The 26,077-nt window shown below is 73.2% G+C and carries 22 protein-coding genes; 14 read left to right on the top strand and 8 right to left on the bottom strand.

The window, feature by feature from the left end:
* Positions 1-135 precede the first annotated feature (135 nt).
* The 6 genes from P3T41_RS25870 to P3T41_RS25845 all read left to right on the top strand — a co-directional run bounded on the left by P3T41_RS25870 (position 136) and on the right by P3T41_RS25845 (position 8,120).
* Complete coding sequence (locus tag P3T41_RS25870; protein ID WP_280692808.1) at positions 136-1,428, top strand: BTAD domain-containing putative transcriptional regulator; 1,293 nt, start codon at positions 136-138, stop codon at positions 1,426-1,428.
* A complete protein-coding gene (locus tag P3T41_RS25865) occupies positions 1,418-4,348 on the top strand; it encodes a BTAD domain-containing putative transcriptional regulator (RefSeq protein WP_280692807.1) in 2,931 nt (976 codons plus the stop codon). Before P3T41_RS25870 ends, P3T41_RS25865 begins: the two co-directional genes overlap by 11 nt.
* A gap of 90 nt (positions 4,349-4,438) precedes the next feature.
* Positions 4,439-4,843, top strand: a complete 405-nt coding sequence (locus P3T41_RS25860) for a hypothetical protein (protein WP_280692806.1) — start codon at positions 4,439-4,441, stop codon at positions 4,841-4,843.
* 214 nt (positions 4,844-5,057) lie between these two features.
* Entirely contained in the window at positions 5,058-5,489 is a 432-nt protein-coding gene (locus P3T41_RS25855; protein WP_280692804.1) for a hypothetical protein, read from the top strand.
* 142 nt (positions 5,490-5,631) lie between these two features.
* Positions 5,632-6,153 carry a hypothetical protein gene (locus P3T41_RS25850; protein ID WP_280692802.1) on the top strand — a complete coding sequence of 174 codons (522 nt, stop codon included), beginning with the start codon at positions 5,632-5,634 and terminating at the stop codon, positions 6,151-6,153.
* A gap of 152 nt (positions 6,154-6,305) precedes the next feature.
* Positions 6,306-8,120, top strand: a complete 1,815-nt coding sequence (locus P3T41_RS25845; RefSeq protein WP_280692953.1) for an ABC transporter ATP-binding protein — start codon at positions 6,306-6,308, stop codon at positions 8,118-8,120.
* A gap of 78 nt (positions 8,121-8,198) precedes the next feature.
* On the opposite strand, the gene P3T41_RS25840 is transcribed toward P3T41_RS25845, so the two are convergent.
* Positions 8,199-8,828 carry an HAD family acid phosphatase gene (locus P3T41_RS25840; RefSeq protein WP_280692800.1) on the bottom strand — a complete coding sequence of 210 codons (630 nt, stop codon included), beginning with the start codon at positions 8,826-8,828 and terminating at the stop codon, positions 8,199-8,201.
* A 44-nt stretch (positions 8,829-8,872) separates the two neighbouring features.
* Positions 8,873-10,435, bottom strand: coding sequence for a hypothetical protein (locus tag P3T41_RS25835; protein ID WP_280692798.1), 1,563 nt, complete (start codon positions 10,433-10,435; stop codon positions 8,873-8,875).
* A gap of 349 nt (positions 10,436-10,784) precedes the next feature.
* Between P3T41_RS25835 and P3T41_RS25830 the strand changes: the two genes are divergently transcribed.
* A complete protein-coding gene (locus P3T41_RS25830) occupies positions 10,785-11,408 on the top strand; it encodes a TetR/AcrR family transcriptional regulator C-terminal domain-containing protein (protein WP_280692796.1) in 624 nt (207 codons plus the stop codon).
* A gap of 146 nt (positions 11,409-11,554) precedes the next feature.
* Complete coding sequence (locus P3T41_RS25825; protein ID WP_280692794.1) at positions 11,555-11,995, top strand: molybdopterin-dependent oxidoreductase; 441 nt, start codon at positions 11,555-11,557, stop codon at positions 11,993-11,995.
* Between the two features lie 69 nt (positions 11,996-12,064).
* On the opposite strand, the gene P3T41_RS25820 is transcribed toward P3T41_RS25825, so the two are convergent.
* Positions 12,065-15,337 (bottom strand): cytochrome P450, encoded by a 3,273-nt coding sequence (locus P3T41_RS25820; protein ID WP_280692792.1) that lies wholly within the window; start codon positions 15,335-15,337, stop codon positions 12,065-12,067.
* Positions 15,338-15,569: 232 nt separating this feature from the next.
* On the opposite strand from P3T41_RS25820, the gene P3T41_RS25815 reads away from it, so the two are divergent.
* The gene (locus P3T41_RS25815) at positions 15,570-16,274 is read left to right on the top strand and encodes a LuxR C-terminal-related transcriptional regulator (RefSeq protein WP_280692790.1); all 705 of its coding nucleotides are present in this window, start codon (positions 15,570-15,572) and stop codon (positions 16,272-16,274) included.
* Between the two features lie 37 nt (positions 16,275-16,311).
* On the opposite strand, the gene P3T41_RS25810 is transcribed toward P3T41_RS25815, so the two are convergent.
* Positions 16,312-17,586 carry an MFS transporter gene (locus P3T41_RS25810; protein ID WP_280692788.1) on the bottom strand — a complete coding sequence of 425 codons (1,275 nt, stop codon included), beginning with the start codon at positions 17,584-17,586 and terminating at the stop codon, positions 16,312-16,314.
* 129 nt (positions 17,587-17,715) lie between these two features.
* On the opposite strand from P3T41_RS25810, the gene P3T41_RS25805 reads away from it, so the two are divergent.
* The gene (locus tag P3T41_RS25805; protein WP_280692786.1) at positions 17,716-18,729 is read left to right on the top strand and encodes a DUF5937 family protein; all 1,014 of its coding nucleotides are present in this window, start codon (positions 17,716-17,718) and stop codon (positions 18,727-18,729) included.
* A 16-nt stretch (positions 18,730-18,745) separates the two neighbouring features.
* Here the strand turns inward: P3T41_RS25805 and P3T41_RS25800 are convergent, their stop codons facing one another.
* Positions 18,746-20,032 carry a serine hydrolase domain-containing protein gene (locus P3T41_RS25800; RefSeq protein ID WP_280692784.1) on the bottom strand — a complete coding sequence of 429 codons (1,287 nt, stop codon included), beginning with the start codon at positions 20,030-20,032 and terminating at the stop codon, positions 18,746-18,748.
* Positions 20,033-20,243: 211 nt separating this feature from the next.
* Between P3T41_RS25800 and P3T41_RS25795 the strand changes: the two genes are divergently transcribed.
* A complete protein-coding gene (locus P3T41_RS25795; protein WP_280692782.1) occupies positions 20,244-21,539 on the top strand; it encodes a sensor histidine kinase in 1,296 nt (431 codons plus the stop codon).
* Positions 21,527-22,171, top strand: a complete 645-nt coding sequence (locus tag P3T41_RS25790) for a response regulator transcription factor (protein ID WP_280692780.1) — start codon at positions 21,527-21,529, stop codon at positions 22,169-22,171. Before P3T41_RS25795 ends, P3T41_RS25790 begins: the two co-directional genes overlap by 13 nt.
* Here P3T41_RS25790 and P3T41_RS25785 read toward each other — a convergent pair.
* Together P3T41_RS25785 and P3T41_RS25780 are read right to left on the bottom strand one after the other, a co-directional pair.
* On the bottom strand, positions 22,156-22,950 hold the full coding sequence (locus tag P3T41_RS25785; protein WP_280692778.1) for an SDR family NAD(P)-dependent oxidoreductase: 795 nt from the start codon (positions 22,948-22,950) through the stop codon (positions 22,156-22,158). The two genes, P3T41_RS25790 and P3T41_RS25785, sit on opposite strands and share 16 nt — an antisense overlap.
* Positions 22,947-23,882 carry an alpha/beta hydrolase gene (locus P3T41_RS25780; protein ID WP_280692777.1) on the bottom strand — a complete coding sequence of 312 codons (936 nt, stop codon included), beginning with the start codon at positions 23,880-23,882 and terminating at the stop codon, positions 22,947-22,949. Before P3T41_RS25780 ends, P3T41_RS25785 begins: the two co-directional genes overlap by 4 nt.
* Before the next feature lie 102 nt (positions 23,883-23,984).
* On the opposite strand from P3T41_RS25780, the gene P3T41_RS25775 reads away from it, so the two are divergent.
* Positions 23,985-24,404: a MarR family transcriptional regulator gene (locus P3T41_RS25775; protein WP_280692774.1), complete on the top strand. Its 420-nt coding sequence runs from the start codon at positions 23,985-23,987 to the stop codon at positions 24,402-24,404.
* Positions 24,405-24,442: 38 nt separating this feature from the next.
* On the opposite strand, the gene P3T41_RS25770 is transcribed toward P3T41_RS25775, so the two are convergent.
* Positions 24,443-25,057, bottom strand: coding sequence for a LysE/ArgO family amino acid transporter (locus P3T41_RS25770; RefSeq protein ID WP_280692772.1), 615 nt, complete (start codon positions 25,055-25,057; stop codon positions 24,443-24,445).
* A 65-nt stretch (positions 25,058-25,122) separates the two neighbouring features.
* On the opposite strand from P3T41_RS25770, the gene P3T41_RS25765 reads away from it, so the two are divergent.
* Complete coding sequence (locus tag P3T41_RS25765) at positions 25,123-26,016, top strand: LysR family transcriptional regulator ArgP (RefSeq protein ID WP_280692771.1); 894 nt, start codon at positions 25,123-25,125, stop codon at positions 26,014-26,016.
* Positions 26,017-26,077 lie beyond the last annotated feature (61 nt).

Raw genomic sequence — 26,077 nt, 5'->3', positions numbered from 1 at the left:
ATGCACGGGCCGGTAGGCGCGCGCCGGGGTGGCGCGCTCCGCACCGTGCGCGCCTGGCAGTCGGCGTTCTCCACCAACTCCGTCTACGAATCGATAGAATGACGGGCTGTCGACCTCTGCACGCTGGAGAAGCCCGTGCCGGAGCTGCACTTCACCGTCCTCGGTCCGCTGCGGGCCTGGCGGGCGGGCCGCGAACTGCGGATCAACCGGGCCCGGGACCGGGCCGTGCTCGCGGTGCTCCTCGCCGCCGCGGGGCGGCCCGTACCGGTCGGCGAGATCGTCGAGGGGGTGTGGGGCGAGGAGGGGGACGAGGCGCCGGACCGGGTCGGCGCGCTGCCCGGCCACGTGTACCGGCTCCGCAAGGCGCTGGACGGTGCCGGCCCGGAGCGGGCCGGCGCGAGCGTCCTGCGGCACGAGGGCAAGGGGTACCGGCTGGACGCGGATCCGCAGGCCGTCGACCGGACGGCCTTCCTGGGCGCACTCGCCGAGGCCGCCACCGCCCGCCGGAACTGGCAGCCGGAGCGGGCCCGGACCCTGCTCTCCGGTGCGCTGCAGCTGTGGTCGGGCCCGGCCCTGGACGAGGTGCCGGGGCCGTTCGCGGCGCACGAGCGCCGCCTGCTGGCCGGTCGGCGGGACGAGGCGATGCGGCGCTGCCACGAACTGGACCTCGAACTCGCCGGCCGGCGCGGCCCGGTGCCGGCTGCCCGGGCGGTCCGGCGGCCCTTCCAGCTGCCCTCCGATCTCGCCGACTTCACCGGGCGCCGGGCCCAACTGGCCTCGATCGCGCAGGCCTTGACCGTTTCCGCTCGGCCGACGGCACCGCTGGTCATGGTGACCGGACCGCGCGGGGCCGGCAAGAGCGCGCTGGCGGTGCACGCCGCCCACCTGGCCGGGGCCGGCTATCCGGACGGGCAGCTGTACGCGGATCTGCACGGCACCGGCCCCGGCGCGGTACCCGGGATCCTGGCGGCGTTCGTGCGGGCGCTGGGCATCGAGGAGCACGCGGTGCCGGTGAGCCAGGACGACCGCCGCCTGCTCTACCACCGGCTGCTGGCCGGGCGCCGGGTGCTGGTCGTCCTCGACGGCGTCGCCGCCATGGACCAGGTCCGCCCGTTGCTGCCCGCGACAGCCGGCTGCGCCACCCTCGTCACGGTCGACGGACCGGGTGAGGACGCCGGTGGCGCGGCGGCCGGCCACACCGTCGGCGTCGGCCGGATGACCCCCGAGGAGGCGCAGGTGCTGCTCGGCCGGGTGCTCGGTCCGCAGCGGCTCGACGTTGAGCCGGTGGCCGCACGAGCACTGGCCGCCGCCTGCGACCACCTGCCGGGTCCGCTGCGCCGCTCGGCCGACCTGCTGGTGCGCCGCCCGGCCTGGTCCATCTCCGCGCTGGTTCCGGCGGCCGGCGGAGGGGAGAAGTGTGGCGGATAGCGGTGGCCCGGCCGATCGGGAGAAGCCGGTGCCGAGCGGCGGGGCCGGCCTGCGCTTCCGGCTGCTGGGCCCGCTGGGCGGCTGGCACGGCGAGCAGCCGCTGGATCTGGGACGGCGCCAGCAACAGGCCTTCCTCGCCATGCTGCTGGCCCGGCCCGGCCGAGTGCTGACGGTCGCCGCGCTCGGCGGCGGGGTCTTCGAGGAGGACCGCCCACCGAGCCGGCCCCGTTCCGTGCTGGCCACCCATGTCTACCGGCTGCGCCGGGAGTTCCGCAGGTACGCCGCCGAGCACCTGCTCGTCACGGTCGACGGCGGCTACCGGCTCGACCTGCCCGCTCAGGCAGTGGACGTCGACGCCTTCGACTTCCTGGTCGCACAGGCCGACGAAGCCCTCGGCGCCGGCGAGCGGCCGCGAGCCCGGGACCTGCTGGCCCAGGCGCTCGCCCTGCACCAGGGTGAGCCGCTGGCGGGCCTGCCGGGACGGCACGCCGCCGAGCTGCGGCGACACCTGGCCGAACGCCGGCTTGCGGTGCTGGAGACCAAACTCGGCCTGGACGTCGAGCTCGGGGACAGCCCCTGCTGCCTCGTCGACCTCCAACAGGCCGTCTTCGCCCACCCGTTCCGTGAGCGCTTCCGGGCGCTGCTGATGGTGGAGTTCCACCGGTCGGGCCGCCCGGCCGAGGCCCGGGCGGTGCATGCCGAGGCCCGGCGGTTCTACCGCGCCGAGGGGCTGGACTGCCCGGACCTGGACGCGCTGCTGGACCGGACCCGCCACGCCGACCCCGCGCCGGCTGGCTCGGCACCGGCCCTGGTGCCTCGCCAACTGCCGGCCGGTGTCGGGGACTTCACGGGCCGCCAGACGGTGGTCGCCCGGCTGACCGCCCTGCTCTCCCGGCCGGACCCGGCAGCCGTGGCCGTCCTGGCCGTCAACGGCCTCGGCGGAGTCGGCAAGACCACGCTGGCCCTGCACGTCGCCCACTCGCTGCGCGAGCGCTTCCCCGACGGACAGCTCCACCTAGACCTGCGAGGTGCCGAGGCCGACCCGATCGACCCCGCCCAGGCGCTCGCCACCCTGCTGGCCGCGCTCGGCCTGGCGGGCCGCGCGATCCCCGCCGACCCGGTCGAGCGTGCCGCGCTCTACCGCACCACCGTGGCCGGGCGCCGGGTGCTGCTCCTGCTCGACAACGCGGCCGACGCCGCACAGGTGATCCCGCTGCTGCCGGGTGCCAGGACCTGCGCCGTGCTGATCACCAGCCGCGGCTGGCTGACCGCGCTGCCGGGCGCCCACCACCTCCACCTCGACGCCCTCGAGCGGTCCGAGGCGCTCGACCTGCTCGCCGCCATCGCGGGGCGGGCCCGGATCCAGGCCGAACCCGAGGCGGCGGCCGCGATCGCCACCGCCTGCGGGCTGCTGCCGCTGGCGCTGCGGGTGGCCGGCTCCCGCCTGGCCGCCGATCCCACGCAGCCGCTCGGCCAGCTCGCCGCGAGCCTGGCCGACGAGGCGACCAGGCTCGCCGAACTCGCCTGCCACCCCGCCGCGGTGGAGCCCGTGCTCGCGCTCTCCTACGCGCGGCTCGATGCGGCGCAGGCACGCGCCCTGCGACTGCTCGCGCTGCCCGACGCACCCGAACTCGCGCTCCCCGTCGCCGCCGCGCTGCTCGACCACGGCCTCGACGGGACCCGCGAACTGCTGGAGACGCTGGTCGACCTCAACCTGCTGCAGTCTCCGGCCGCCGACCGGTACGGCTTCCACGACCTGGTGAAGGTCTTCGCCCGGCAGCGCAGCACCCGGCAGGACTCCCCCGGGTCGGTGACCGCCGCGTTCGCCCGGCTGCTCGACTTCTGCCTGGCGAGCGCCCGCAACGCCGAGCGGACCGCGCACCATGCCAGCCGGCCCCGGCGCAGCCCGATCGAGGCCACGACCACCGCGCCGGGGCTGGCCTTCCACACGATCGAGCGGGCCAACGCCTGGATGCTGACGCAGAGCGCCCTGCACCACGCGGTGATCCACCGGGCCTGCCAGGACCCCGGCCTGCCGCTGGCCGGGGCCGCCGCGCTGCTGGACACGATGGGCTCGGCCCTCTTCGGCTGCACCTACGCGAGCACGGTGGCCGACCTCGCCGGGCACCTCGCCGCCGCTGCCCTGGCCCGCGGTGAGCGTGGTGCCGAGGCGCTGGCGCGCGCGGTGCGCGGCGGCATGCTCTGGCACACCGCCTGCTATGCGCGGGCGGGCACCGAACTCGGCCGCGCTCTGCCGCTCTGCGAGGGACGGGAGTTGCGCGGGCTGCGGGCCCGGGTCCTGCAAATCCTCGGCCGGACCGCGCGGATGCTGCGGAAGCACGAGGAGGCGATCAGCGTGCTGACGGAGGCCGCCGCGGTCTTCCGCGAACTCGGCGACGCCGAAGCCGAAGGCCTCACGCTCGGCGAACTCGCCGTCAACCAGGCCGAGTGCGGGCACCTCGCGCAGGCCCGGGCCACCGCCACCCGCGGCGCCGAACTCACCGGCGGGCAGCTCTCCAGCTCCGAGGCGCTCGGTCGCTTCTACCTCGCCAAGGTGCTGCACCTGGACGGCGACCTGGCCCCCGCCCTCGCCGAGGCCGAGCACGCGCACCGGCGGCTGCGCCGCTTCGGGCTGACGGACTATCACGTCGCCGCCGGCAGCCTGATCGCCCTGGTCCATCTCGCCGCCGGGCGCGAGCGGGCCGCCGTCCAGGCGGCCGAGGAGACCCTCCCGCTGGCCCGGCAGGCCTCGGGCAAACTCGAAGGCCACCTGCTGCGGACCCTCGGCGAGGCGTGCGCCAGGCTGCACCGCACCGATCGGGCCAGGTCGTGCCTGGTCGAAGCGCTGGGGCGGTTTCGACAGCTGAACCTCCCCTGGGAGGCGGCCGAGGTCGAGCGGACGCTGCACGGCCTGGCCTGACACGCGTGCTCATCGAATGTCCATCGTCGTACCCGAACCTTTTCAAGTGCCCGGTCGCTGGACCGGGCCACAGTCGAAAGGCGGGACCTCATGTTCGTCAACGGAGTCAGGAAGGCCACCGTGGCACTGGTCGGCATGGCGCTGGCCGGCAGCATCGGGCTGGTGGGCGCGGGCAGTGCCGCGGCGTCCAGTGGCGGTGGCTGTGGCGGTACCGGCACCGAGCAGGCCTGCGTGAGCGCGGGCGACGGCCACGTCACGGCGACCGCGACCTCCAACTTCGCCAACGGCAACTGCAACGAGGAGGTCATCCTCTGGGACTACACCACCCAGGGCAAGGCGCTCGACACCACGTTCCCCTGCCACAACGGCTCGTACAGCTTCACCTGGGTCCTCACCGACCCGAGCGGGGGCCACGACTACAAGACCGAGGTGCGCTTCTACTGGCAGGGCGGCTCGGGCTACGACTACCAGCTCAGCCCCGACCTCTTCTACTGACCGGCTGACCGGTTGAGCCCGCTGGGCACGCTGCCCGGCCCGCTTCGGCGCGGGCCGGGCAGCGTGCTCGGACGGCGATCGACGCGAACACCGGCACGTCGAACGCGCCTGCGGCCACTCAGCGCGCTGCCCACCTCCCGCTGTGCCAGCCTGGAATGGGAGTTGCCCACCTGCCACCCGGCTTGACGGCAGGCTGTTCCGAAGGAGCACAGACATGGCCAGCAGCACCAGTGGAGCGCCTACGGGCGCCCGGACTTCCCGACGGCCGCTCGCCACCGGATGGACCTTCTTCGCCGCCGCGTTGATGATCTTCGGTGGCGCGATGGCGATATTCGAGGGAATCTCCGCCATCGCCAAGAACGATCTGGTCGTCGTCACGCGTCACTACTCGTACAGCTTCACCGCCACCGGCTGGGGCTGGGTGCACCTCATCCTGGGCTTCCTCGTCGCCCTCGCGGGCGTGGCCCTGTTCACCGGCGCCGTGTGGGCACGCGTCGTGGGTATCGTCCTCGCCGGTCTCGCCATGATCGCGAACTTCCTGTGGCTGCCCTACTACCCGTTCTGGGCCATCGTGTTGATCGCCATCGACATCTTCGTCATCTGGGCGCTCTGCGCCGGAATGACCCAAGAGGCCGACGAAGTCTGACGGCGTGTGCCCGGACGGTCACCGTCCGGGCACGCTCCTGGCAGCGAGCGCCTGATCAGAGCGGGTGCGGACGGCTCCCGGGCCGATGCCCGGCGCGCGTGGCGCACCCGGCGCACGGCCCGGGCGCCTGTACGGTGACCCGGTGAACCATGTCATCCCGTGGCGGCGCAAACCCCACCGGAGCGGTCATGCGCCTTCCCGCACCGACTACGCGGGAGCCGTCTACGGATCCCTGCTGGCCGCCTCCGTGCTCGCCGCGTCGAGCTCGGTCGGCAAGTTCCCCCGCTTCCAGACCGTCGTGCTGCTGCTCGTCACCGGGCTGGTCTTCTGGGCCGCCCACGTGTACGCACGCCTGGTGGGCGAGAGGTCGGTCGGCCGCCTGATCGGCTGGTCCGAGGTGCGCGAGGTCGGCCGGAACGAGTGGTCGATCACCGAAGCGGCGGTGCTGCCGGCGGTCGCGGTGGCCATCAGTCCGCTGCTGGGGTTGAGCCTCAGCGCCACCGGCTGGTTCGCCCTGATCGTCGCCGTGGCCCAGCAGGTCAGCTGGGGCTACCTCGGTGCCCTGCACGCCAGTGCGTCGCGTCTCGAGGCGCTGATCGAGGCGGCGGTCAATCTGGTGCTCGGGCTGGTGATCGTGGCGGCCAAGGCCGCGCTGGGCCACTGATCCTGCTGACGGTCCGTCATAAAACCCTTGGACGCCCCGGGCGCCCGCGCGGGAGACTTCGGTTTCTGGCCTCCTCACACGCCGCCGCACGACAACCCGGGGTTGGGATGGGATCGTCCGAATCGCACCAGGGCTCGCCGGGCCGGGCCTCGATGCTCCTCGCACTTCGTTACTACGGACGGGAGCTCGCCCGGTCGCCGCGGCTGGCGCTGCCGGCCATGCTGCTGCCGGCGCTGGGCAACATCGGCATCGCCTACCTCGCGCCGCTGGTCGTCGCGAAGCTCGTCGGTCGCATCGCCGCCGCCTCGGCTGTCGGCATCGGCACCACGCTGCCCTACGTGCTGGCCTTCGCCGGAGTCCTGCTGGTCGCGGAGACGCTCTGGCGCATCGGCCTGCACTGCATGAACCGCCTCGAAGCCCGCGGCATCGAGCACCTGTACGTGATCGGGATGGACGAACTGTTCGCCAAGGACTCCGCGTTCTTCCATGACAACTTCGCCGGCTCGCTGACCAAACGCGTCCTGAGCTTCGCCTCGCGCTTCGAGGAGTTCGTGGACACGCTGACGTTCTCGGTCGTGGCCAACTTCGTGCCGCTGCTGTTCGGCTCGGTGGTGCTGTGGCACTACCAACCGCTGCTCGTCGTCGGGCTGCTGGCGATGATCGTGCTGACGGCAGCATGCGTGACGCCCCTCATCCGGCGCCGCCAGCAGCTGGTCGACCAGCGCGAGGAGGCCCTCGCCCGGGTGTCGGGCCACGTCGCCGACAGCCTGATGAACATGGACACCGTCCGGGCGTTCGCCGCCGAGGAGCGCGAGGCCGCCGAACACCGCTCCCGCGTCGCGCAGTCGCGCCGGCTGGCCCTGCGATCCTGGGACTACAGCAACCTGCGGATCGACACGCTGGTCGCGCCGATGTCCGTGCTGACGAACGCACTGGGCCTGCTGCTCGCGGTCACGCTCGGCGGCAGCAGGCACAGCGTGGAGGCGGTGGTCGTCGCCTTCACGTACTACAGCAGCGCGACCCGGGTCATGTTCGAGTTCAACCAGATCTACCGCCGGCTGGAGAGCTCGATGACGGAGGCCGCGCAGTTCACCGAGCTGCTGCGGACGCCGCCGACCGTGGTCGACCCGGCCTCGCCGGAACCGCTGCGGCTGCGGGCCACCGACGTCCGCTTCGAGCGGGTGACCTTCGCCCACGCCGGCGCCGAGCCGATCTTCGAGGGCCTCGACCTGGCCGTGCCCGGCGGCGCGAAGATCGGCCTCGTCGGCCGGTCCGGCGGGGGCAAGACCACGCTCACCCGGCTGCTGCTGCGGATGACGGACATCGACGCCGGGCGGATCCTGATCGGGGGTCAGGACATCAGCAGGCTGCGCCAGACCGACCTGCGCGGCCAGATCGCCTACGTGCCGCAGGACCCGGCGATGTTCCACCGCACGCTGCGCGAGAACATCGCGTTCGCCCGCCCGGACGCCACCGAAGCCGAGATCCGCCGCGCGGCCGAGGCGGCACACGTCACCGAGTTCGCCGACGCGCTGCCGGACGGCTTCGACACCATGGTGGGCGAGCGCGGCGTCAAACTCTCCGGCGGCCAGCGCCAGCGCGTCGCCCTCGCCCGTGCGATCCTGCGCGACGCACCCATCCTGCTGCTGGACGAGGCGACCAGCGCCCTGGACTCCGAGAGCGAACTCCTGGTCCAGGAGGCCCTGTGGCGACTCATGGAGGGACGCACCGCCCTCGTCGTGGCTCACCGGCTGAGCACCGTCGCCAAGATGGACCAACTCGTCGTCCTCGACCGCGGCCGGATCCTCGAACAGGGCACCCACCAGGAACTGCTCGCCACCAACGGCGCCTACGCCAAACTGTGGCAACACCAGTCGGGCGGCTTCCTGGACGACACCCCCACCGGCGCCAAGAGCCCCACCCCCATGACCGCCGGGGCCACGGCCGGCGAGGCCGCGACCCCGTGACCCACCGCCGTGCTCACCCGCCCGGGGCTCGGCGCACCGGCCCGGCCCCGGGCGGGAGTTCACTCAGGTGAGGCAGCCTCAGGAGAGCAGCCCGTTGTAGTCCGGCAGCTTGAAGGTCTGCTCGGCGTGGCCGCCGTTGAGGTCGGTCCAGTTGTTGCCGATGTTGGCGATGATCGTGTAGCCCTCGTCCTCCACCTGGATCCGCTGGTTCGTCTTGAACTGCTGGACCGGCTCGAACAGATCGCCGAAGTCGCGCCCGCGCAGCTCGTCCACGGTGTAGCCCGCCTCGGACAGGCTGTGACGGGTGATCGGGTCGATGAAGTCCAGCCGCGCGGTGACGAAGATCAGCGCGACCCCGTGCGCGTGGGCGTACTGCGCCAGCTGCACGACCGGTGCGATGCCCGGCATCGTGAACGGGTGGAAGTGCGTCGCGAGCGTGGTGTTGTCGATGTCGAACACGATCGCGAGCTTCTGGTCCGTGGGCTCGGCCGTGCGCTGCTGGACGTATGCGGCGGCCGGGGCGATCGCGGCGCTCACGTCCGACAGCCACTGCGCCTCGGTCACCGTGCTGCTGCTGGTCGCCGCAGCGGCGACGGCGGCCGTCGGCTGGGCGGGGGTCGCGGGCGCGGCGATCGCGGGGGTGGCGAGACCGGTGGTGAGGGCGGCCGTCAGGGCCGCGGCGGCGACGAGCTTCGCCTTGGTGCTCATATCGGGACTTGACCTTTCATCAGATGGATCGGATGGACGGACAGTCAGTTGGTCGGCTTGGCACTCGGGGTCGCGTTGCCGTACGAACCGGCCAGGATGGGCCATTCGTTGTGGTAGGTCGCGAACGGCAGGTCCTTCTCGAGCAGCGGGGTGCCGAGGATGGCGATCCTCGCCATCACGGCCCCGTTCACGTCGAGCCCGCCGTAGAGGCCGCCGCTGCCGTTGACGGTCGGCTTGGCGCCGCTGCTGTCGACGCTCACCGTGCCCTGCACCGCGGCCCGCAGGTACGGCTCGACGGTGGCCTTCACGCCCACCGCGTCGTACAGGGCGACGGACCCCTCGGCGACCAGGCCGCTGCGCACGTCGGCGCTGCCGGCGAACGTGGCCTTGACCGGGGTGATCCGGGTGGTGATCGGGTCGGTCGCGCTGGTCCAGCCGGATGCCTTGGTGTAGTCGGCGTGGATGGCCCAGTCACCGTCGACGGCCTGCGCGACGTCGACGCTGACGCTGCCGTCGGCGCTGACTTCGGCGTAGACCGTCAGGTTGAGGGTGATCACGACCGGCAGCCCGCCGACCATCACCGTGGGGCTGGCGGTGAGCGTGGCGACCGGGATCCGGACCGGGCCGGTGGAGCCGGTGAGGCCTGCGGTGAGGTGCCAGTTGGCGTGCGCGCCCAGGTCGAACCCGACCTTGGCCTGCTCGGGGGCGAGGATGCCGTGGGCGCCCTGGTAGGAGAAGACGACGCTCGGGTCCAGTTCGAGCGAGCCGGTGAGCGTGGCCTTGGCGCCGCCGGGCAGCGCGACGGTGTCGTTCGCGTCCAGCTTCAGCGCGACCGAGGCCGAGCCGTTGCCGCCGTCCGGGTTCGGGACGTAGGAGGCCTTGAGGTCCTGGATGCTGGGCGTGACCTGGATCTGGTGCGGATCCAGGGCGGTCTTGATGTTCGCCCAGGCCTGGCCGAGCAACTCGGAGATGGTGGCCGGGCGGGTGTCGACCTGCACCGTCCCCGCGCTGCCCTGCTTGACGGCGGTGATCGCCAGCAGCGCGCCGTGCGGCGCGGCGGTCGACGGCGGGCTGTCGATCAGCTGCCCGGTCCGCACGGCCGCGGTGGCCGCGGCAGTGGCGGACGGGCTCGGCGCGGACGGGCTCGCGGCGGACGGGCTCGCGGTGCCGGTGCCGTCGGCGCCGACGGCGAGCACGGCTTTGCCGGTCTGCTGGTTGTACGAGGCCAACGTGAGGTCCGGCGCCGCGCCCGCGAGGGTCGGCGTGCCGGACGGGGACGGGGTGGCCGACGCGGGCGAAACGCCGGCGGTGGCCGAGGACGTCGGCGAACCGGCCGGCCTGGTGGCCGACTTGGTCGGGGTACCGACGGCGGTCGCCGGGGTGGCCGACGTCGTGCGGTCCGCGGCCGGAGTCACCAGGGTCACCGCGGGATTGCCGGTGGCGACCGAGGTGATCGGCGCAGTCTGGAGGCCCGGGGCGGGTGTGGTCCGGGCGGCGGCAGTGCCGGAGTCGGCGGACTGGGCTGCCGGGGTCGTCGGATCGCAGGCGCTGAGCGAGAGCACCACGGATGCGGCGAGCACGGACAGCGCGAGGGTGCGCGTGGACATGCGGAGGGTCACCTTCGGCGTGGGACGGACGGGGAGGCTCCCTGGGAACCCCTGCCAGGGGCATGCCAGGGACGGCGCCGGCAGAAGTCCACCGCGGGGAGGTTCCCGGGTGGCTGCCGGCAGGTGGAGCGATCACACGGGAGGTGGCCGAAGTCCGCCGTCGGCCGAGACCCCGAAGGCGAGTTGCCCTTCGAAGCCGGACCTGGTGCCACCGGGGCGGCGCCAGGCGCAAATCCACCAGGCGCTCCTAAAACTAGAGCCAGTAGTTTTGCCTGGGCGAGAACGTACACTAGATCGGGCGGAGGCCCAATACCCGGGGGTAACAAGCGAAAGGCGCCAGGACGAACAGATGGGCAGACCGCCACGGCCGCTGCTGACCCGGGACCGGATCATGCGCGCCGCTCTCGAACTCGTCGACGAGGAAGGCAGCGACGCGCTCTCCAGCACCCGGATCGCGGCCCGACTGGGCGTCAAGGGGCCCTCGCTCTACAACTACGTCGCCGGACGCGAAGCGATCATCGACGGCATCCGCGACCTCATCGTCGCCGAGATGGAGCTCAACCCGACCATCCAGCCGTGGACGGCCGCGCTGGACACCTGGGCCCGCTCGTACCGCGCCGCCCTCGCCGCCCACCCCAACGCCGTTCCGCTGCTGACCTCCCGGCCGACCCAGTCCCTCGCGGCCCTCCAGGGGTACGCCAACGCGTTCGCCGTGCTGCGCGCCGCCGGGTGGCCGGAGGAGCACCTCCTCCCGCTCGTGCAGTCGGTCGAGTACCTGCTGATCGGCTCGGCCCTCCACCTCGACCGCCCGCTCGACGCGGCCTGGACGGCCGAGACGCTGCCGCCCGGACTCGAGCCGCTGCTGAACGCTCCCGCCGACTTCCGCGAGCGGGCCTTCGAGACCGGACTCGCCGCACTGATCCGCAGCTTCCAGGAGACCCTCGACGGCCTCCCGGTCCGTCACGACGGCTGACGCACCGCCAGCTGGCAGTTGCCAGGCCTGCATGGGTCGATTCATCGCATCTGCCAGTGAAACTGCCGGTTGGGTGGGTATCTGCGAGGCCTCACGGGTACCACCCGAAACGGGCCGCACGGGCGCGGTCCGGAGATGGAGTCCCGATGCGCAGACCTGCCGCCGTCCGCTTCCACGGCCGCCTCGACGAACCTGTCGAGCTGACCGTCGCCCAGCTGCGTGACCTGCCGGCCCATCAGGTCCAGGTGAGTTTCGACTGCCTGACCGAGGGCGAGCAGCGGCACGGCTTCGAGGGGCCGAAGCTGTGGGACGTGCTTCGCGCGGCGCGCCCACAGGTCGACCTGACCGGCCGCAAGCAGCGGCTGGGCTTCGTGCTGACCGTCAAGGGCGCGGACGGCCACCACGTGGTGCTCTCCTGGGCGGAGATCGACCCGGACTTCGGCGGCCATCAGGTGCTGCTCGCCACCAGCGTGGACGGCGCGCCGCTGGACGCGACCGGGCCACAGCTGGTGGTCCCCACCGACCACTGCGGGGCGCGCTACGTCAGCGGGATCACCGAGGTGTGGGTGGGCCGGGTCGACGACTGAGGCCCCCCACACGCACAGGCCCGGCAACGCCCCCGCCGACAGCTGGACGGGGGCGGGCCCGGTGGTGGGTCAGCCGCTGAAGACGTCCTCGACGTACCGGCTCTGGTCCATCAGGGTCTGGAGCCAGCGCTGGGCCTCGGCGCGGTCGGCGCTTCGGGTCTGCCGCAGGTAGATGGCCTGGAAGGCGTTCCGAACGCCGGGCGCCATCCGGGCACCGTCGCCGCAGACGTGGACCCGGGCTCCCTCATTCAGCAGCTCCCACACCTCGTCGGCTTCGGCGGTGATGCGGTCCTGCACGAAACGCCGGCCGTCGACGGGGGTCTTGCTGAAGGCAGGGCGCAGGGAGACCGCGCCGGCCTGTTCGGCAGCCCGCAGTTCGTCGGCGTGCAGGTAGTCGGCGTCGGGGGCGTCGCAGCCGAAGTAGCAGAGCGCCGGGGCGAGCGGGGTGCCGCCGAGCGCGAGAGCGCGACGCTCGGCGATGGCGGCGCGGAAGGGGGCGAGCCCGGTGCCGGCGGCGATCATGATGACCGGGGTGTCGGCGTCGTGCCCGACCCGGAAGGCCTCGCGGCAGGGCTGGATCCGGGCGAGCAGGGTGTCGCCAGGCCGCACGGAGTTCAGGTAGCCGGAGCCGGTGCCTCGGAAGGTGCCGCGCCCCGAACGGGCGGGTGCCTCCAGCACCGAGACCATGAGGTCGACCTGGTGCGGGTCGGCCGTCGGCGAGGAGGAGACGGAGTAGTGGCGGGGCCTGATCGGCGGCAGCAGCTCCAGCAGCGCGGGCCAGCTCAGGCTCTCGCGCAGAGCGGGGTGGTCCTCGATGAGGTCCAACAGGGTGCGCTGGTCGGCGGCGTGGGCATCGGCGTTCTCGGCCAGCGCCCCGAGCGCGGCCCGCTCCGGCGGGCAGGGGTTGAGGGCGGCCAGCACGGCCAGCTGAGCCACGGTCGGTCGGTCCTGCAACTCGACGTGACGGGTGAGCAACTGACGGATCGTCAACTGTCCGGCTACCGGGATCCCGTCACGGCGGGGGTGGTTGGGGACGATGCTCAGGACGGTGTCGAGGTCGGCCCGGAGCAGGTGGGCGGCGCGCTCGACGAGGGCGCTGTCGTTGGCCGGGAGCACCGTGAGGTGGTCGGCCGTGCGGTAGGACGTCCCCTCGGGCAGGGCGAGGCGGACCAGGCGCTTGACCCGCGGGTACTGCGGGTGGGTGAGCCCGGCGGTCCCGACGACCGTCATCGGCGTCATGCCGTGCCGGGCGGCCAGGGTGTCGAGCGCGCTGCCGGTGACTTCGGTGACGGTGTAGGCGGGGCCGTCCTGCCGGCGCTGCGGCCCGGCGCCCACGGTGGCCGGGTCGCCGTACCGCTCCAGCAGTGCGGTGCGCAGGGCGGCGGTGAACGCCTCGACGCTGCCGGTCAGGTCGCCGGAGGCGTCGGCTTCCGCGCGGTCGAGGATGCGGGTGGCGCCGAGCGCGGCGAGCCGGTCGTCGACGAGGGTGGGGATGCGCTGGTAGGTGGCGGACCAGTTGCGGTCACCGACGCCGAGGACCGCGTAGCTGACGCCCTCGGCCGCACCGGCTTCGGCTTCGGCTTCCCGCAGCCAGCTCACGAACGCGGCCGCGTCGTCGGTGGGTTGGCCGTTGTACGAGGCGGTGACGATCACCACGGGCCGGTCGGTGGGCAGCGCGCCTCGGTGGGCGTCGAGCGGGGCGACGGTGGTGTCGCACCCCAACTCCGCGGCGGCCTCGGCGAGGCCGGTGGCGAAGTCGCGGCAGGTTCCGTAGTTGGAGCCGTGGAGCAGCAGCAGCCCGGTGCCCTGGCGCACCCGAGTGGGCAGGTCGGCGACCTCGGCCGGGCCGCGGTCGGGCTGTGCGGCACTCGCGGTCGGCAGCGCGGCGCGGTTGGCGGCCCGGTCGGCGGCGGTGCGCGGGGCGAGAGTGAGGGTGAACCCGTCCGGCTTGATGGTGAGCGACTGCTTCAGCTTCAGCTCGTAGTCGGCATGGTCGATCAGCCGGTACCGATGGAGCAGCATGGCGAGCACCATGGTGGCCTCGTGCAGCGCGAACTGCCGTCCGATGCAGGCGCGTTCACCTGTCCCGAACGGCTTGAACGCGTGCGGGGAGCGCGCGGCGACCGCGTCCGGTGCGAAGCGCGAGGGGTCGAACAGCTCGGGGTTGTCGCCCCACACCGGCTCGCGGTGGAGCATCGGGATCAGGGCCCTGACGCTCTGCCCGGCCCGCAGCGGGATCCGGCCGCCCAGCACGGTGTCCTGGCGCGCCTCGCGCGCGAACCCGGGGGCGGTGGGCCACAGCCGCAGGGCCTCGTTCAGCACCTGCCGGAGGTAGCCCAGGCGTCCGACGTCCTCGAAGGTGGGCTCCGGGGCGGGGGTGTCACCCCACATCTCGTCCACCTCGCGCTGCGCCAGGCGCAGCACGGCCGGGTTCTTGGCCAGGTAGTACAGGGCGAAGGCCAGGGCTCCCGAGGTGGTCTCGTGCCCGGCGATCAGGAAGGTGATGATCTGTTTGCGGACGTTCTCCAGGTCCAGGGTGGCGCCGTCGGAGGGATGCGTCGCGGTGAGCATCAGGCCCAGCAGGTCCTGCGGCTTGCCGGGGGCGGTGTCCGGCGCGGTGGTGCGGGCGACGGTGGGCGCGGTGGTGCGCGCGGCGATCACCTCGTCGACCACCGAGGCCAGGTAGGCGGCGTCGACGCGCATCGCCTCGTCCTGCTCGCTGAAGTCGACCCCGGCGGTGCGGCCGACCGAGGTCATCGCCCAGTCCAGGCAACGCAGCATCGAGCTGACGAACGGGTGCGGCTCGTCGCGGTCGAAGGAGCCGAAGTCGAAGTCGAATCCGGCGAGTCCGATGGTGTCCAGCGTCATCCGCGTCATGTCGTCGGCCACCTCCACCGGACTCCCCGTGGCTGCCCGGCGGTCCCAGGACTCGATGAGCCGGTGGGCGACCTTCAGCATCACCGGGTGGTAGGTGCGCATCGACCCCAGACCGAAGGCGGGCATCAGGATGTCGTGTGCCTTGGCCCAGTTGGGCTCGTCGATGTGCGCGGTGAACAGTCCGTCACCCAGGATCGGCCGCAGGTTCGCCACCCCGAGGCCGATGTTCTTGGTGAACCGCTGATCGTCGGCAAGCTCGGTGACGAGGTCCAGGCTGGAGACGAAGAGGTTGTCCTGGCCGTCCACGCGCAGCGCGAAGGCCGGGCCAAGCAGGCGGGCCGCTCGCATCAGTCCCAGGGTGGGCGTGCCGCTGAAGTTGACGGCGGAGATGTCGATGACGGGGACGTCGGTGGCGGGGACGTCTTCGCCGCTCGACTGCTGCGGCGGGAGCAGGGTATCGGCCATGGGTGAACTGCCCTCCGGAATATGGGGTTCAGCGGGCTGGCGCCGCCGCGGTCGCGGCGGCCTCCTCCACCGTCCCGCCCCGGGGGCACGTTGAGCGCTCGGGTGGCTACATGATTTGGTAGTGGCCTCGGGCGCCTCGGACTTGCGGGTCTCGGGGCCGTGGGGTAGCTGCACAGTGGGGTACGGCACCGTGGGGTAGCGGCGCCAACGACGCGACGGGTGGGAACGCGTGATGGATCACCAAGGGCAGCAGGCAGGCTGGCTGCCGGCCGACGCCGCGATGTCGTCCGATCGCGAGCGGGCGATCTTCTGGCGCAACCGACTCCTGATCCTCTTCGACCTCCTCCCACTGCCGGCCGCCTTCTGCGAGGCGGACGGCACGATCCGGGTGGTGAACTCGGCGATGGCCCTGGAATGGGGCGTCCTGCCCGGCCACCTGAGCGGGCACAACGCGCTGGCGCTCTTCCGGCTGACGGCCGGCGCCCGACTCCACCCGGTCAACGAAGCGGTACGGCTGCGGCGCAGGTCGCGGTACCCGGTCGAGGTCTCCTGGTCCAGCGGGAGCGGCACCGAACGCCATGGCGAGCTGAACATCGACGTGGTCACCGACCAGCCGGACGCGCCACCGAACCTCCTGCTGCTCCTGCGCGTGGTGGACCGACCCGCCGCACCCGCCCCGGCGCCGGGCCCGGAGGAGCACACCCAGGTCAGTGCCGTGGAAGCGCGGATCCTCGCCCTGGCCGCGGGCGGCTCCACGACCACCCAGATCGCCGCGGCGGTGGGCCTGACCGCCGACGGGGTCAACTACCACTTCAGGCACCTGTCCCAGCGCTGGGGAACCACGAGCAGGACAGCACTGGTCGCCCGCGCCTACGCCACCGGCGTCCTCGCGCCGGGGACTTGGCCCCCGGCCCCCGCGCACCGCCGGCCGCGGTAGCCGCAGGCGTCGGTTCGGGGCAGGCGAGTTGGTGGCGTCAGTGCTCCGTCCCCGGCAGGTCCCGCATGCCGCGCAGCGGCGAGAGGTAGATCGGGACCCACACCACGGCCAGCCCCAGCGCGCCGGCCCAGAGGGCGGCGCGCAGCGAGGCGACGGTGGCCAGCAGGCCGGCCAGGGCGGCGCCGACGGTGAGCGCGCCGGTGAGCAGGAAGCGCATGGTGGCGTTCATCCGACCGAGCAGGTGGTCGGGGGTGGCGTGCTGACGGAAGCTCACGTTGATGACGTTGTCGCTGCCGACCTTGAGCGTGATCAGCAGCCAGGCCCCGGCGGCGCACCAGAGCAGCGGGCCACGGTCGGCCAGGGCGACCAGGACCCCCAGTGGCGCGACCGCCAGGCCCATCAGCCAGAGCACTCGCCCCGCGCCCAGTCGGCGGGCCAGCGGGCGGGCGAGCAGCGAGCCGAGGAAGACGCCCACCCCGCCGAGCGCGAAGAAGAGGCCGAGCACGCCGTCCGGCAGGTGCAGGGTGCGGGCGAAGAGCACCGGGAGCACGGTCTGGCAGAGCTGGATGGACAGGTTGGTGCAGGCGCCGGCCAGCGCGATCGGGCGCAGCAGCGGGTCGCCCAGCACGAAGCGCAACCCGTCGCGCACCTCGCCCGCCAACCCCCGCCCAATACCGCCGGCCGGCCGGGGAGGGACCGCCGGCTCCGGGCGGCGGATCCGCAGCAGCAGCACGGCCGAGCCCAGGTAGCTGACCGCGTCGACCAGCACCGCCGCGGGTGCCGACACCAGCGCCACCAGGAAGCCGCCCGCCCCGCGCCCGCCGACCTGGGTGACCGCGTCCGCGGTGACCAGATGCGCGTTGGCCCGGGTGAGACCGGGCCGGCCCACCACCCACGGCAGGTTGCTCAGCGCGGCCACGTCGAAGAAGACGGTCGCCGCCCCCGCGAGCAGCACCACCAGGGCGAGTTGGGTGAAGGTCAGGCAGCCGAGCAGCCAGGCCGCCGGGACCGAGCCGAAGAGCACGGCCCGGACCAGGTCGGCGGCGATCATCACCGGGCGCTTCGGCAGCCGGTCCACCCAGGCGCCGACCGGCAGCCCGATCAGCAGGAAGGCGACCGTGCTCAGCATCGCCAGCAGAGCCACCTGGCCGGCCGAGCAGTGCAGCGCGAGCACCGCGACCAGGGGCAGGGCGAGTGAACTGACCGCGGTGCCGAGCTTGCTGACGGTGGCGGCGGCGAGGAGCAGTCGGAAATCCGAATCGGGGGAGGTCGCGGGGGCGGCGGGCAGCTCGAGCCGCAGATCGGTGGTCATGGCGCACAACCCTGGCCGCGGCCAGGAGCCCCTGGCCATGAATTTAGACTGAGCTAATTCGACGGGCCGCCGCCCGTCGCCCGTCGCCCGTCGCCCGTCGCCCGTCGCCCGCCGAGGAAGGCCTGCCCCGTGCTGGAGTTGGAGTTCACCGCCCGCGACCTGGCCCACACCCGGTTCGCCGTCTCCCCGCTCTGGGAGGTGGTGGCCAGCGTCCGGGTGCTGCGGCGGCCGGACGAGCACCCGCTGCACCGACCATGGCTGGCGGCGGTCCGCCCCCGGCTGGCCGCCGCCCGGCTGGACTGGCAGTTGCTCGCCGACCTGGTGCCGGAGGGGCCGTTGGCGATCCCGGTCTTCGTGGCGCCGCCGCCGACCTCCTCGGTGCCGGATCTCGGGGTGGAGCTGGCGGCACTTCGGGCCACCGCGCCCGAGCAGGTCCGGGCCGAGCTGGACGGGCCGCGGGCGCCGCGCACCGAGCGGATCGAGGCGCTGCGCCAGGACCCGCAGGCCGAACTGGCCCGGCTGGCCGACACCGTGGCGGCGTACTGGGAACTCGCGCTGGCGCCGTACTGGCCGCGGTTGCGCGCCCTACTGGAGGGGGACGTGCTGCACCGGGCCCGGCTGCTCGCCCAGGGCGGTATCCAACAGCTCTTCACCGACCTTGACCCACAGGTGAGTTGGGTCGATGAACGGCTCTCGGTCGAGCACCGCTACGGGGGCGGCGGGCGCCGGCTGGGCGGCCGGGGACTGCTGCTGATTCCCTCGGCGTTCGTCTGGCCACGGCTCTTCTCGGTGACCGTCCCCGGCCGCCAGCCGACGCTGCGCTACCCGCCGCGCGGGGTGGCCACCCTCTGGGAGCGGCGCGAACGCGAGCCCGCGCAGGCACTGGCGGCGATACTGGGGCGCTCCCGAGCCTGGCTGCTGGCCGAGTTGGACGCCCCGGCGGCCACCGCGGAGCTGGCCCGCCGGACCGGGATCACAGCAGGCGGCGTCTCCCAGCACCTGGGCGCCCTGCGCGCCGCAGGACTGGTCGCCGCCACCCGAGCCGGCCGCCAGGTGCTGTACCGGCGCACCGAGGCCGCCGAGGTCCTGCTCGCGGCGGCTGACCACTCGTCAACGGCCGACGTTGCCGTGGCAGTTGCGTGATCGGCAGGCCTGAGCGTCAACTGGCAGGGGACGCGGGCGAGCTGGGGATCGGCTGGTCGAGCATGGTGCACACGGCGGCGTTCACCAGGGCCTGGTCGGCGGGGCCGGTCTTCGGCGCGGCCAGGCCGAAGATGGTGGTGGTGAAGACCGAAACCGTGCGGTGGCCGGTGGCGTCGGTGTAGTCCTCGCTGGAGTAGCCGGGGACCTGGCCGACGTGGCCCCAGACGGTGCCGCAGGGGGTGACCACCTGCTCGAGGCCGAGCCCGTAGCGGTTCGGATTGCCGCTCTCCTCCGCGACGGTGGTCTGCATCTCCTTGAGCTGGGCGGGCGCCAGGAGCTTGCCGGACATCAGTGCGGTGTCGAAGCGGGCCCAGTCCTGCGCGGTGGAGACCATGCCGCCCGCCGCCCACTCCGTGCTGGGGTTGATCCAGGTGGTGTCGACATGTCCGGCGGGCCGGGCGGGACCGGCGAACGCCGTGCCGGCGGGCGTGCCGGGCGGCAGCACCGGAGCGAGCTGGGCGGCGTCGGGCTCGTAGCCGTGCGCGAGAGCGGGGCTCTTCACCGAGTCGGAGCCGGTGACGAGGTAGGTGTTCTTCAGCTGCAACGGCCCGGCGATCCGCTGCTGGATCAGGTCGCCCAGGCGCTGTCCCGACGCCTTCTCGGCGACCAGGCCGAGCGCGACGTAGTTGGTGTTGCTGTAGGAGTACTGGGCGCCGGGCGCGAAGAGCGGGTCGTGGCGGACGGCGGCGGCGATCAGCTCCCCCGGCGTCCAGGGCCTGGTGTCCTGGCCGGTGAACGCCTTCAGGACGTCGGGATCGTTGGCGTAGTTGAACAGGCCGCTGGTGTGGTCGAGCAGCATCCGCAGGGTGATCGCGGACCCGTTCGGGATCAGGCCGGGCAGCCACTTCTCGACCGGGTCGGCGAGCTGGAGCCGCTGTTCGGCGACCAGTTGGAGGACCACGGTGGCGACCACCGTCTTGGTGTTGGAGCCCATCCGGAACGCGTCGCTCGCGGCGAGCGCGTGGTCGGCCGTGGTCCACGGCGCCTGCCGGGCGATCTCGATCGCCGGCCCGTTGCCGTCGTCGACCCGGACGATCACTCCGGGCGCTCCGGCGTCCACGTCCTGCTGGGCGAGCCCGGCCAGCCGGGCCTCCCGGGCTGCCACCGCGTCGGGGCTCCCGGTCGGGGCGTGGGCGGAGGCCTGCGGTGCGGCGGAGGACCCGCAGGCGGCGAGCGTGCCGGTCAGGGCCGCGGCCAGGACGAGCGTCAGAGCCGCCTGCCGACGGTGCGTGTATCCGGTCATGAGGTGTCCCTAAGAGTGGTTGGCGGACCGGGGGGTTTCCCGACCGCTCCAGCCTCCCGGGGGCGCGGGCGAAGAACACGGGTGCTGGACCCACTGCGGGGGTGGAGGAAACCCCACTGTGCGGAGCCCTGCCGGCCGGTCATCATCGAGACCCGGCCTGCGATCGCGGCCGGTCAATCGACGTGGCACCGATGCACGATGATGGGGCGTGATGAGTCACTCCAGCGAGCGTCCCCCGCCCACCGCCCTGCGTTCCGGACTCGCACTGCGGGTGAGCCTGCTGGGCTGGTCGCTGGTGCTGCTGCTCGGTGCGGTCCTGGGCGCCGGCCTCCTCACGCTCTGGGTCACCTCGGTGACGGCTGTCGCGCTCGGCGTCGGCATCCCGCTGGCCCTGCTCTCCACCGTCCTGGTCCGCTGGCTCGCCGACCTGCACCGCCAGTGGGCCGCCGACCGGCTCGGCGAACCGGTGCCCCGGCCCTACCTGCCGACGCCCGAGGGCAGTTGGCTCGTTCGGCTGTGGTCGATCCTGCGCGACCCGGCGAGTTGGCGGGACTGGGCCTGGCTGCTGGCCAACTCGATCACCGGGTGGTTCACCTACACGCTGTCGTTCGCGCTCTTCCTCGGCGGCGTCTTCTACCTGATCTATCCGATCCTCTACGAGCTGACGCCGCCCCAGGTGTTCCGCACTCCCCTGGGCAACGGCTTCCGGCTGCACAGCGTCCAGCAGTCGTTCGCGCTGGTCCCGCTCGGCCCGGTGCTCCTGCTGCTCTGGTACGCCACCGCCGAGCGGCTGGCGAACCTCAACGCCCGGGTGATCCGCTCCCTGCTCGCGCCCACCGCGCAGGCCCAACTGCGGGCCCGCGTCGCGCAACTGGCCGCCTCGCGAGCCGAGACCGTCGACACCCAGGCCGGCGAACTGCGCCGGATCGAACGGGACCTGCACGACGGCGCGCAGGCCCGACTGGTGTCGCTGGGCATGAGCCTCGGCCTGGCCCAGCAACTGATGCTCGACGATCCGCACGCCGCGCAGCAACTCCTGGAGGAGGCCCGCGAGTCGACCACCAGCGCGCTGGCCGAACTGCGCGACCTGGTCCGCGGCATCCACCCGCCGGTGCTCGCCGACCGTGGCCTGGACGGCGCTCTGAAAGCCCTGGCCTTGGTCAACCCGATACCGACCACGGTGCTGACCCGCCTGCCCGGACGGCTGCCCGCACCGGTCGAGTCCGCGGCCTACTTCGCCGTCGCCGAGGGCCTGTCGAACGCCATCAAGCACGCCCAGGCCCAGCACATCCGGATCACCGTCGAGTTCGAGCCCCACCCCGGCACCACCGCGGGGCTCCTCACCATGCGGGTGTCCGACGACGGCCACGGGGGCGCCGCCGTCGACGCCGGCACCGGCCTGCGCGGCATCGCCCGCCGTCTGGCCGCCTTCGACGGCACCCTGACCGTCGACAGCCCGCCCGGCGGACCCACCGAGATAAGGATGTCGTTGCCGTGCGCATCGTGATAGCCGAGGACCTCGCCCTGCTCCGGGAGGGCTTGATCAGGATCTTCCAGGTCAACGGCTTCGAGGTGGTGGAAGCCGTCGACAACGGCCCCTCGCTGATCCGGGCGCTGACGACCCACCGGCCCGACATCGCGATCGTCGACGTGCGACTGCCCCCGACGTTCACCGACGAGGGCCTGCGCGCCGCGATCGACGCACGCAAGCAGCTCCCCGGCCTGCCCGTCGTGGTGCTGTCGCAGTACGTCGAGCAGCTCTACGCCCGGGAGTTGATGTCGGACCGCGCCGGGGCGGTGGGCTATCTGCTGAAGGACCGGGTGCTGGACGTCGGCCGGTTCATCGCGAACGTGAAGCAGGTCGCCGCCGGCAGCACGGTCATGGATCCCGACGTGGTCACCGCCCTGCTCACCCACCGCTCGGCCGACCCGCTCCTGCTGGCACTGACCCCGCGTGAGCACGAGGTCCTCTCGTTGATGGCCCAGGGCCGCTCCAACGCCGCCATCGCCGGCCGGATGTTCGTCACCGAGAAGACGGTGAGCAAGCACAGCTACAACATCTTCGCCAAACTCGGACTCGAACCCTCCGAGGACGACAACCGCCGGATCCTGGCCGTCCTCGCCTACCTGGAGGGCTGAGCCCGCCGGTAGCGGGGGGCGAGTTCGGCGTGGTTGCCCTGGAGCAGCAGGGTGGGTTCCACGGCTGTCCAGTGCTCGAGGACCTCGGGGTCCTCGATGCCCGGGACGCACAGCACTTCGCCTTGCCGGTGGGCCGTCCACAGGGCCTGGGCGACATCGGGGGCGGGCATGGCGCGCGGGTCGCCGTGGTTCCGCCCGCCGGACCAGTCCGTGTCGACCAGGCCCGGACAGACGACGGTGGCCGCCACCCCGGTTCCTCGCAGTTCGCCCGCGAGGGCGCGGGTGAAGCCCACGACGGCGGACTTCGCGGCCACGTAGAGCGTGCGCGGGAAGCCCATGTCGAGGCCGGCGCTGAAGGCCAGCAGCGAGGCGACGGTGACGATGCCGCCCGAACCCGCTCGCAGCATCGCCGGGAGCACGGCCCGGGTGAGGGCGAGGTGCGCGGTGGCGTTGAGCCGCCACAGCCGGTCGACCTCCGCCGGGGCGAGGTCGGCCAGCGGCGTGTAGGCACTGGTGCCGGCATTGGAGACCAGCAGGTCCACCGGGCCGGCCTGGGCGCGGTCCAGCACCGCTTGCAGACCGTGGCTGTCGGCCAGGTCGGCGGGCAGGATCTCGACCCCGGTCCCGGCGTGGCGCAGGAGCTCGGCCTCGGCGGTCAGCCGATCCTCGCGGCGGGCCACCAGGATCAGGTCGTAGCCCTGCTCGGCGAGCAGCCGGGCCGTGGCGAGGCCGATTCCGCTGCTGGCTCCGGTGACCAGGGCCGTGGGCCGGGCCCTCACGCCGCGACCTGCTCCGGCGCGGCGGTGGCAGCCGGGTCCAGGCGGTCGCGCAGGAAGGCCGCGGCGCGGTCGAGCGCGGCGGCGGCCTCGTCCAGGACGGCGGCGAAAGCCTGGAAGACGTGCGGCGCCCCGGCCACGACGTCGAGGGTGACGTCGACGTCGCACTCGGCGGCCCGCGCGGCCAGGCGCACCGCATCGTCGAGCAGGACCTCGTGGCTGCCGGCCTGGACGAGCAGCGGCGCGAGGCCGCGCAGGTCGGCGAAGGCGGGACTGGCCTGCTCAGCGCGCGGGTCGGCACCGCCCAGGTAGTCCGCGGCCCGCACGCGCAGCGCGGTGGCGCTCATCGACGGGTCGACCCCGGCCTTGGTCTCCAGGCTGCGGCCGGACTGGGTCAGGTCCACCCACGGGGAGAGCAGCAACGCCGCGGCGGGTTGCGGCAGACCGGCACTCCGCGCGGACAGCAGGGTCGCCATCGCCAGGCCGGCCCCGGCCGACTCCCCCGCGACCACGATCCGCGCCGGATCGCCGCCGGCGTCCAGCAGCGCGCGGTAGGCGGCGAGGGCGTCGTCCACGGCGGCCGGGTAGCGGTGCTCGGGAGCGAGCCGGTAGTCGACGGAGAGCACCTCGGCGCCGGTGCGGCGGGCGAGGGCGGCGACCAGATTGAGGCTGGTCGCCGGTTCTCCGACGGCGTAGCAACCGCCGTGGAAGTGGACGATGGTGGCGGTCGGCGGGGTCGGGGTCGCCCCGTCGACCCACACCCGCAGGGCGGGCACCCCGCCGAGCACGGCGGGCTCGGTCCGCACGTCGGCGGGCACCGGGGCGGCGGTGAGCATGGCGCGGAACACCGCGCGCATCTCCAGCGGATCCCCGGCCAGGTCGAGCGGAGCACCTCGCAGCAGTGCCTTGACGTTCTCCATCTGGGTGGTAGTCATGACTGTCGCCCTCGCAGAGGTCTCGGGTGGAGCACGGAGTTCATTACTAGTAAGATACTAAGCACTATGAACCATGACGACAAGGCTTCGAGGAGCGGACCGATGAACAACGAGGACTTCCTGCGCCTTCTGGTGCGCGCGCAGATCCAGTTGTGGGACGCGGCGGACACCGCTCTGCGGACGGACCACGATCTGCCGCTCGCCCAGTACCTGCCGATGCGCGTGATCGCCCAGACCCCCGACTGCCGCGTCCAGGACATCGCGGACCAGCTCGCCATCACCAGCGGTGGCGCCAGCCAGGCCGTCGACCGGATCGAGAAGGCCGGCCACGTCCAGCGCAGACCTCACCCCGCCAACCGGCGCTCCTCCATCGTGGAACTGACCGCGCAGGGCAGCGCGCTCCTCGCCACCGCCGCCGCGACCATCGACCGGGAACTGGAGCGCCGCCTGACCCCGCTGCCGACCGCCGCCCGCACGCAGCTCGCCGACAGCCTCACCGCGCTGCTCGCCCGGGACCGCTGAAGCCGTCCCGCGCCGGGCAGTTGGAGCCTCGGGCAGGGTCAGGGATGGCTCGCGACCATCAGCGCGCCGAGCGTGGTCATCATGGCGGCGATGAGCGCGTCGAGGATGCGCCACGAGGCGGGACGGGCGAAGAAGCGTTCCAGCAGCCGCGCGCCGAAGCCGAGTGCGCCGAACCAGCACAGGCTCGCGACGGCGGCTCCGGCGCCGAAGGCCCAGCGCTGGGAGCCGTAGGAGCCGGCGATCGAGCCGAGCAGCAGCACGGTGTCCAGGTACACGTGGGGGTTCAGCCAGGTCAGCGCGAGGCAGGTGAGGACGGCGGCGCGCAGCGAGGGGGCGGTGTCGGCGGTCGGGTCCAGCCGGGCCGAGCGCAGCGCCCGGCGGGCGGCGAGCAGCCCGTAGCCGACCAGGAAGGCGCCGCCGATCCAGGCCAGCGCGGTGATCGCGGCGGGCCAGGCGTGCACCACGCTGCCGATGCCGGCGACGCCGAGGGCGATCAGGACCGCGTCCGAGCCCGCGCAGATCGCGACGATCACCGGCACGTGCCGGCGCCGGATGCCCTGGCGCAGCACGAAGGCGTTCTGGGCACCGATGGCCACGATGAGGGAGAGTCCGGTGCCCAGTCCTGCGGCTGCCGCGATGAGTACGTCGTGCATAGGGCGAGGCTAGGTCAGTCGCGGCGATGAGCCCAGCTAATGTTTCTTACGTATCCTTAGCACCCATGATGACCGGCCTTCCCCTGGAGCAGGTGCGCACCCTGCTCGCCGCTGCCGACGAGGGGACCTTCGAAGCGGCGGCCCGGGCCCTGCATGTGACACCCTCCGCCGTCAGCCAGCGGATCAGGGCGCTCGAAGAGCGCACCGGGCGGGTCCTGTTGCTGCGGTCCAAGCCGATCCGGCTGACCGACTCCGGCGAGGTCGTCGTGCGGTTCGCCCGCCAGGTCGCCCGCCTCGAGCGCGATGCCGGCGCCGAGCTGGGCCTGCCCGGCTCGGGCGAGCCGGCCCGGGTGTCGATCGCGGTCAACGCCGACTCGCTGGCGACCTGGTTCCTGCCCGCGCTCGCGCACGCCGGTCGCGAGGGGCGGATCTGCCTCGAGGTGCACCGGGAGGACGAGGAGCACACCACCCGACTGCTGCGCGAGGGCACCGTGATGGCGGCCGTGACCTCCTCCCCGCAGCCGGTCCAGGGGTGTTCGGTGCGTGCGCTGGGACGGATGCGCTACCGCGCCATGGCGAGCCCGGACTTCGTCGACCGCTGGCTCGGCGGCGCACCGCTGCGACAACTGCTCGGCGCCGCACCGGTCGTGGTCTTCGACCGCCGCGACGAACTGCAGGACCGCTTCCTGCACCGCCTCAACCCCCGAGCCACGCCAGGGGCGCTGCGCCACTTCGTCCCCGCCTCGGAGTCCTATCTGGACGCGGTGGTGTCCGGCCTCGGCTGGGGCATGCTCCCCGAGATCCACGTCGCCGCCCGGGCGGTCGGCGGACGGCTGCGCGATCTCGCCCCCGACCGGCCGATCGACGTCCCGCTGTACTGGCAACAGTGGAAGCTCGACTCCCCGGCGCTGGCCGAGGTCGCGGACGCCGTGGCAGCGGCGGCCGCCGACGCGCTGTGAGGGCGCCGCGCAGCGCCGCCACTGGCATCATGAGGTATCCGCTCGTGCCAGCCCTGACCAC

This window comes from Kitasatospora sp. GAS204B, assembly GCF_029892155.1.
Taxonomy (GTDB): domain Bacteria; phylum Actinomycetota; class Actinomycetes; order Streptomycetales; family Streptomycetaceae; genus Kitasatospora.
Note: the sequence above shows the minus strand (reverse complement) of the source record. Positions and strands in the feature narration are given on the sequence as shown.

Bases quoted from the DNA above. Each gene is read 5' to 3' on its own strand.
- P3T41_RS25860 (WP_280692806.1), top strand. From the start codon at position 4,439: ATGTTCGTCAACGGAGTCAGGAAGGCCACCGTGGCACTGGTCGGCATG.
- P3T41_RS25855 (WP_280692804.1), top strand. From the start codon at position 5,058: ATGGCCAGCAGCACCAGTGGAGCGCCTACGGGCGCCCGGACTTCCCGA.
- P3T41_RS25845 (WP_280692953.1), top strand. From the start codon at position 6,306: ATGCTCCTCGCACTTCGTTACTACGGACGGGAGCTCGCCCGGTCGCCG.
- P3T41_RS25840 (WP_280692800.1), bottom strand. From the start codon at position 8,828: ATGAGCACCAAGGCGAAGCTCGTCGCCGCCGCGGCCCTGACGGCCGCC.
- P3T41_RS25835 (WP_280692798.1), bottom strand. From the start codon at position 10,435: ATGTCCACGCGCACCCTCGCGCTGTCCGTGCTCGCCGCATCCGTGGTG.
- P3T41_RS25830 (WP_280692796.1), top strand. From the start codon at position 10,785: ATGGGCAGACCGCCACGGCCGCTGCTGACCCGGGACCGGATCATGCGC.
- P3T41_RS25825 (WP_280692794.1), top strand. From the start codon at position 11,555: ATGCGCAGACCTGCCGCCGTCCGCTTCCACGGCCGCCTCGACGAACCT.
- P3T41_RS25820 (WP_280692792.1), bottom strand. From the start codon at position 15,337: ATGGCCGATACCCTGCTCCCGCCGCAGCAGTCGAGCGGCGAAGACGTC.
- P3T41_RS25815 (WP_280692790.1), top strand. From the start codon at position 15,570: ATGGATCACCAAGGGCAGCAGGCAGGCTGGCTGCCGGCCGACGCCGCG.
- P3T41_RS25810 (WP_280692788.1), bottom strand. From the start codon at position 17,586: ATGACCACCGATCTGCGGCTCGAGCTGCCCGCCGCCCCCGCGACCTCC.
- P3T41_RS25800 (WP_280692784.1), bottom strand. From the start codon at position 20,032: ATGACCGGATACACGCACCGTCGGCAGGCGGCTCTGACGCTCGTCCTG.
- P3T41_RS25795 (WP_280692782.1), top strand. From the start codon at position 20,244: ATGAGTCACTCCAGCGAGCGTCCCCCGCCCACCGCCCTGCGTTCCGGA.
- P3T41_RS25780 (WP_280692777.1), bottom strand. From the start codon at position 23,882: ATGACTACCACCCAGATGGAGAACGTCAAGGCACTGCTGCGAGGTGCT.
- P3T41_RS25775 (WP_280692774.1), top strand. From the start codon at position 23,985: ATGAACAACGAGGACTTCCTGCGCCTTCTGGTGCGCGCGCAGATCCAG.
- P3T41_RS25770 (WP_280692772.1), bottom strand. From the start codon at position 25,057: ATGCACGACGTACTCATCGCGGCAGCCGCAGGACTGGGCACCGGACTC.
- P3T41_RS25765 (WP_280692771.1), top strand. From the start codon at position 25,123: ATGATGACCGGCCTTCCCCTGGAGCAGGTGCGCACCCTGCTCGCCGCT.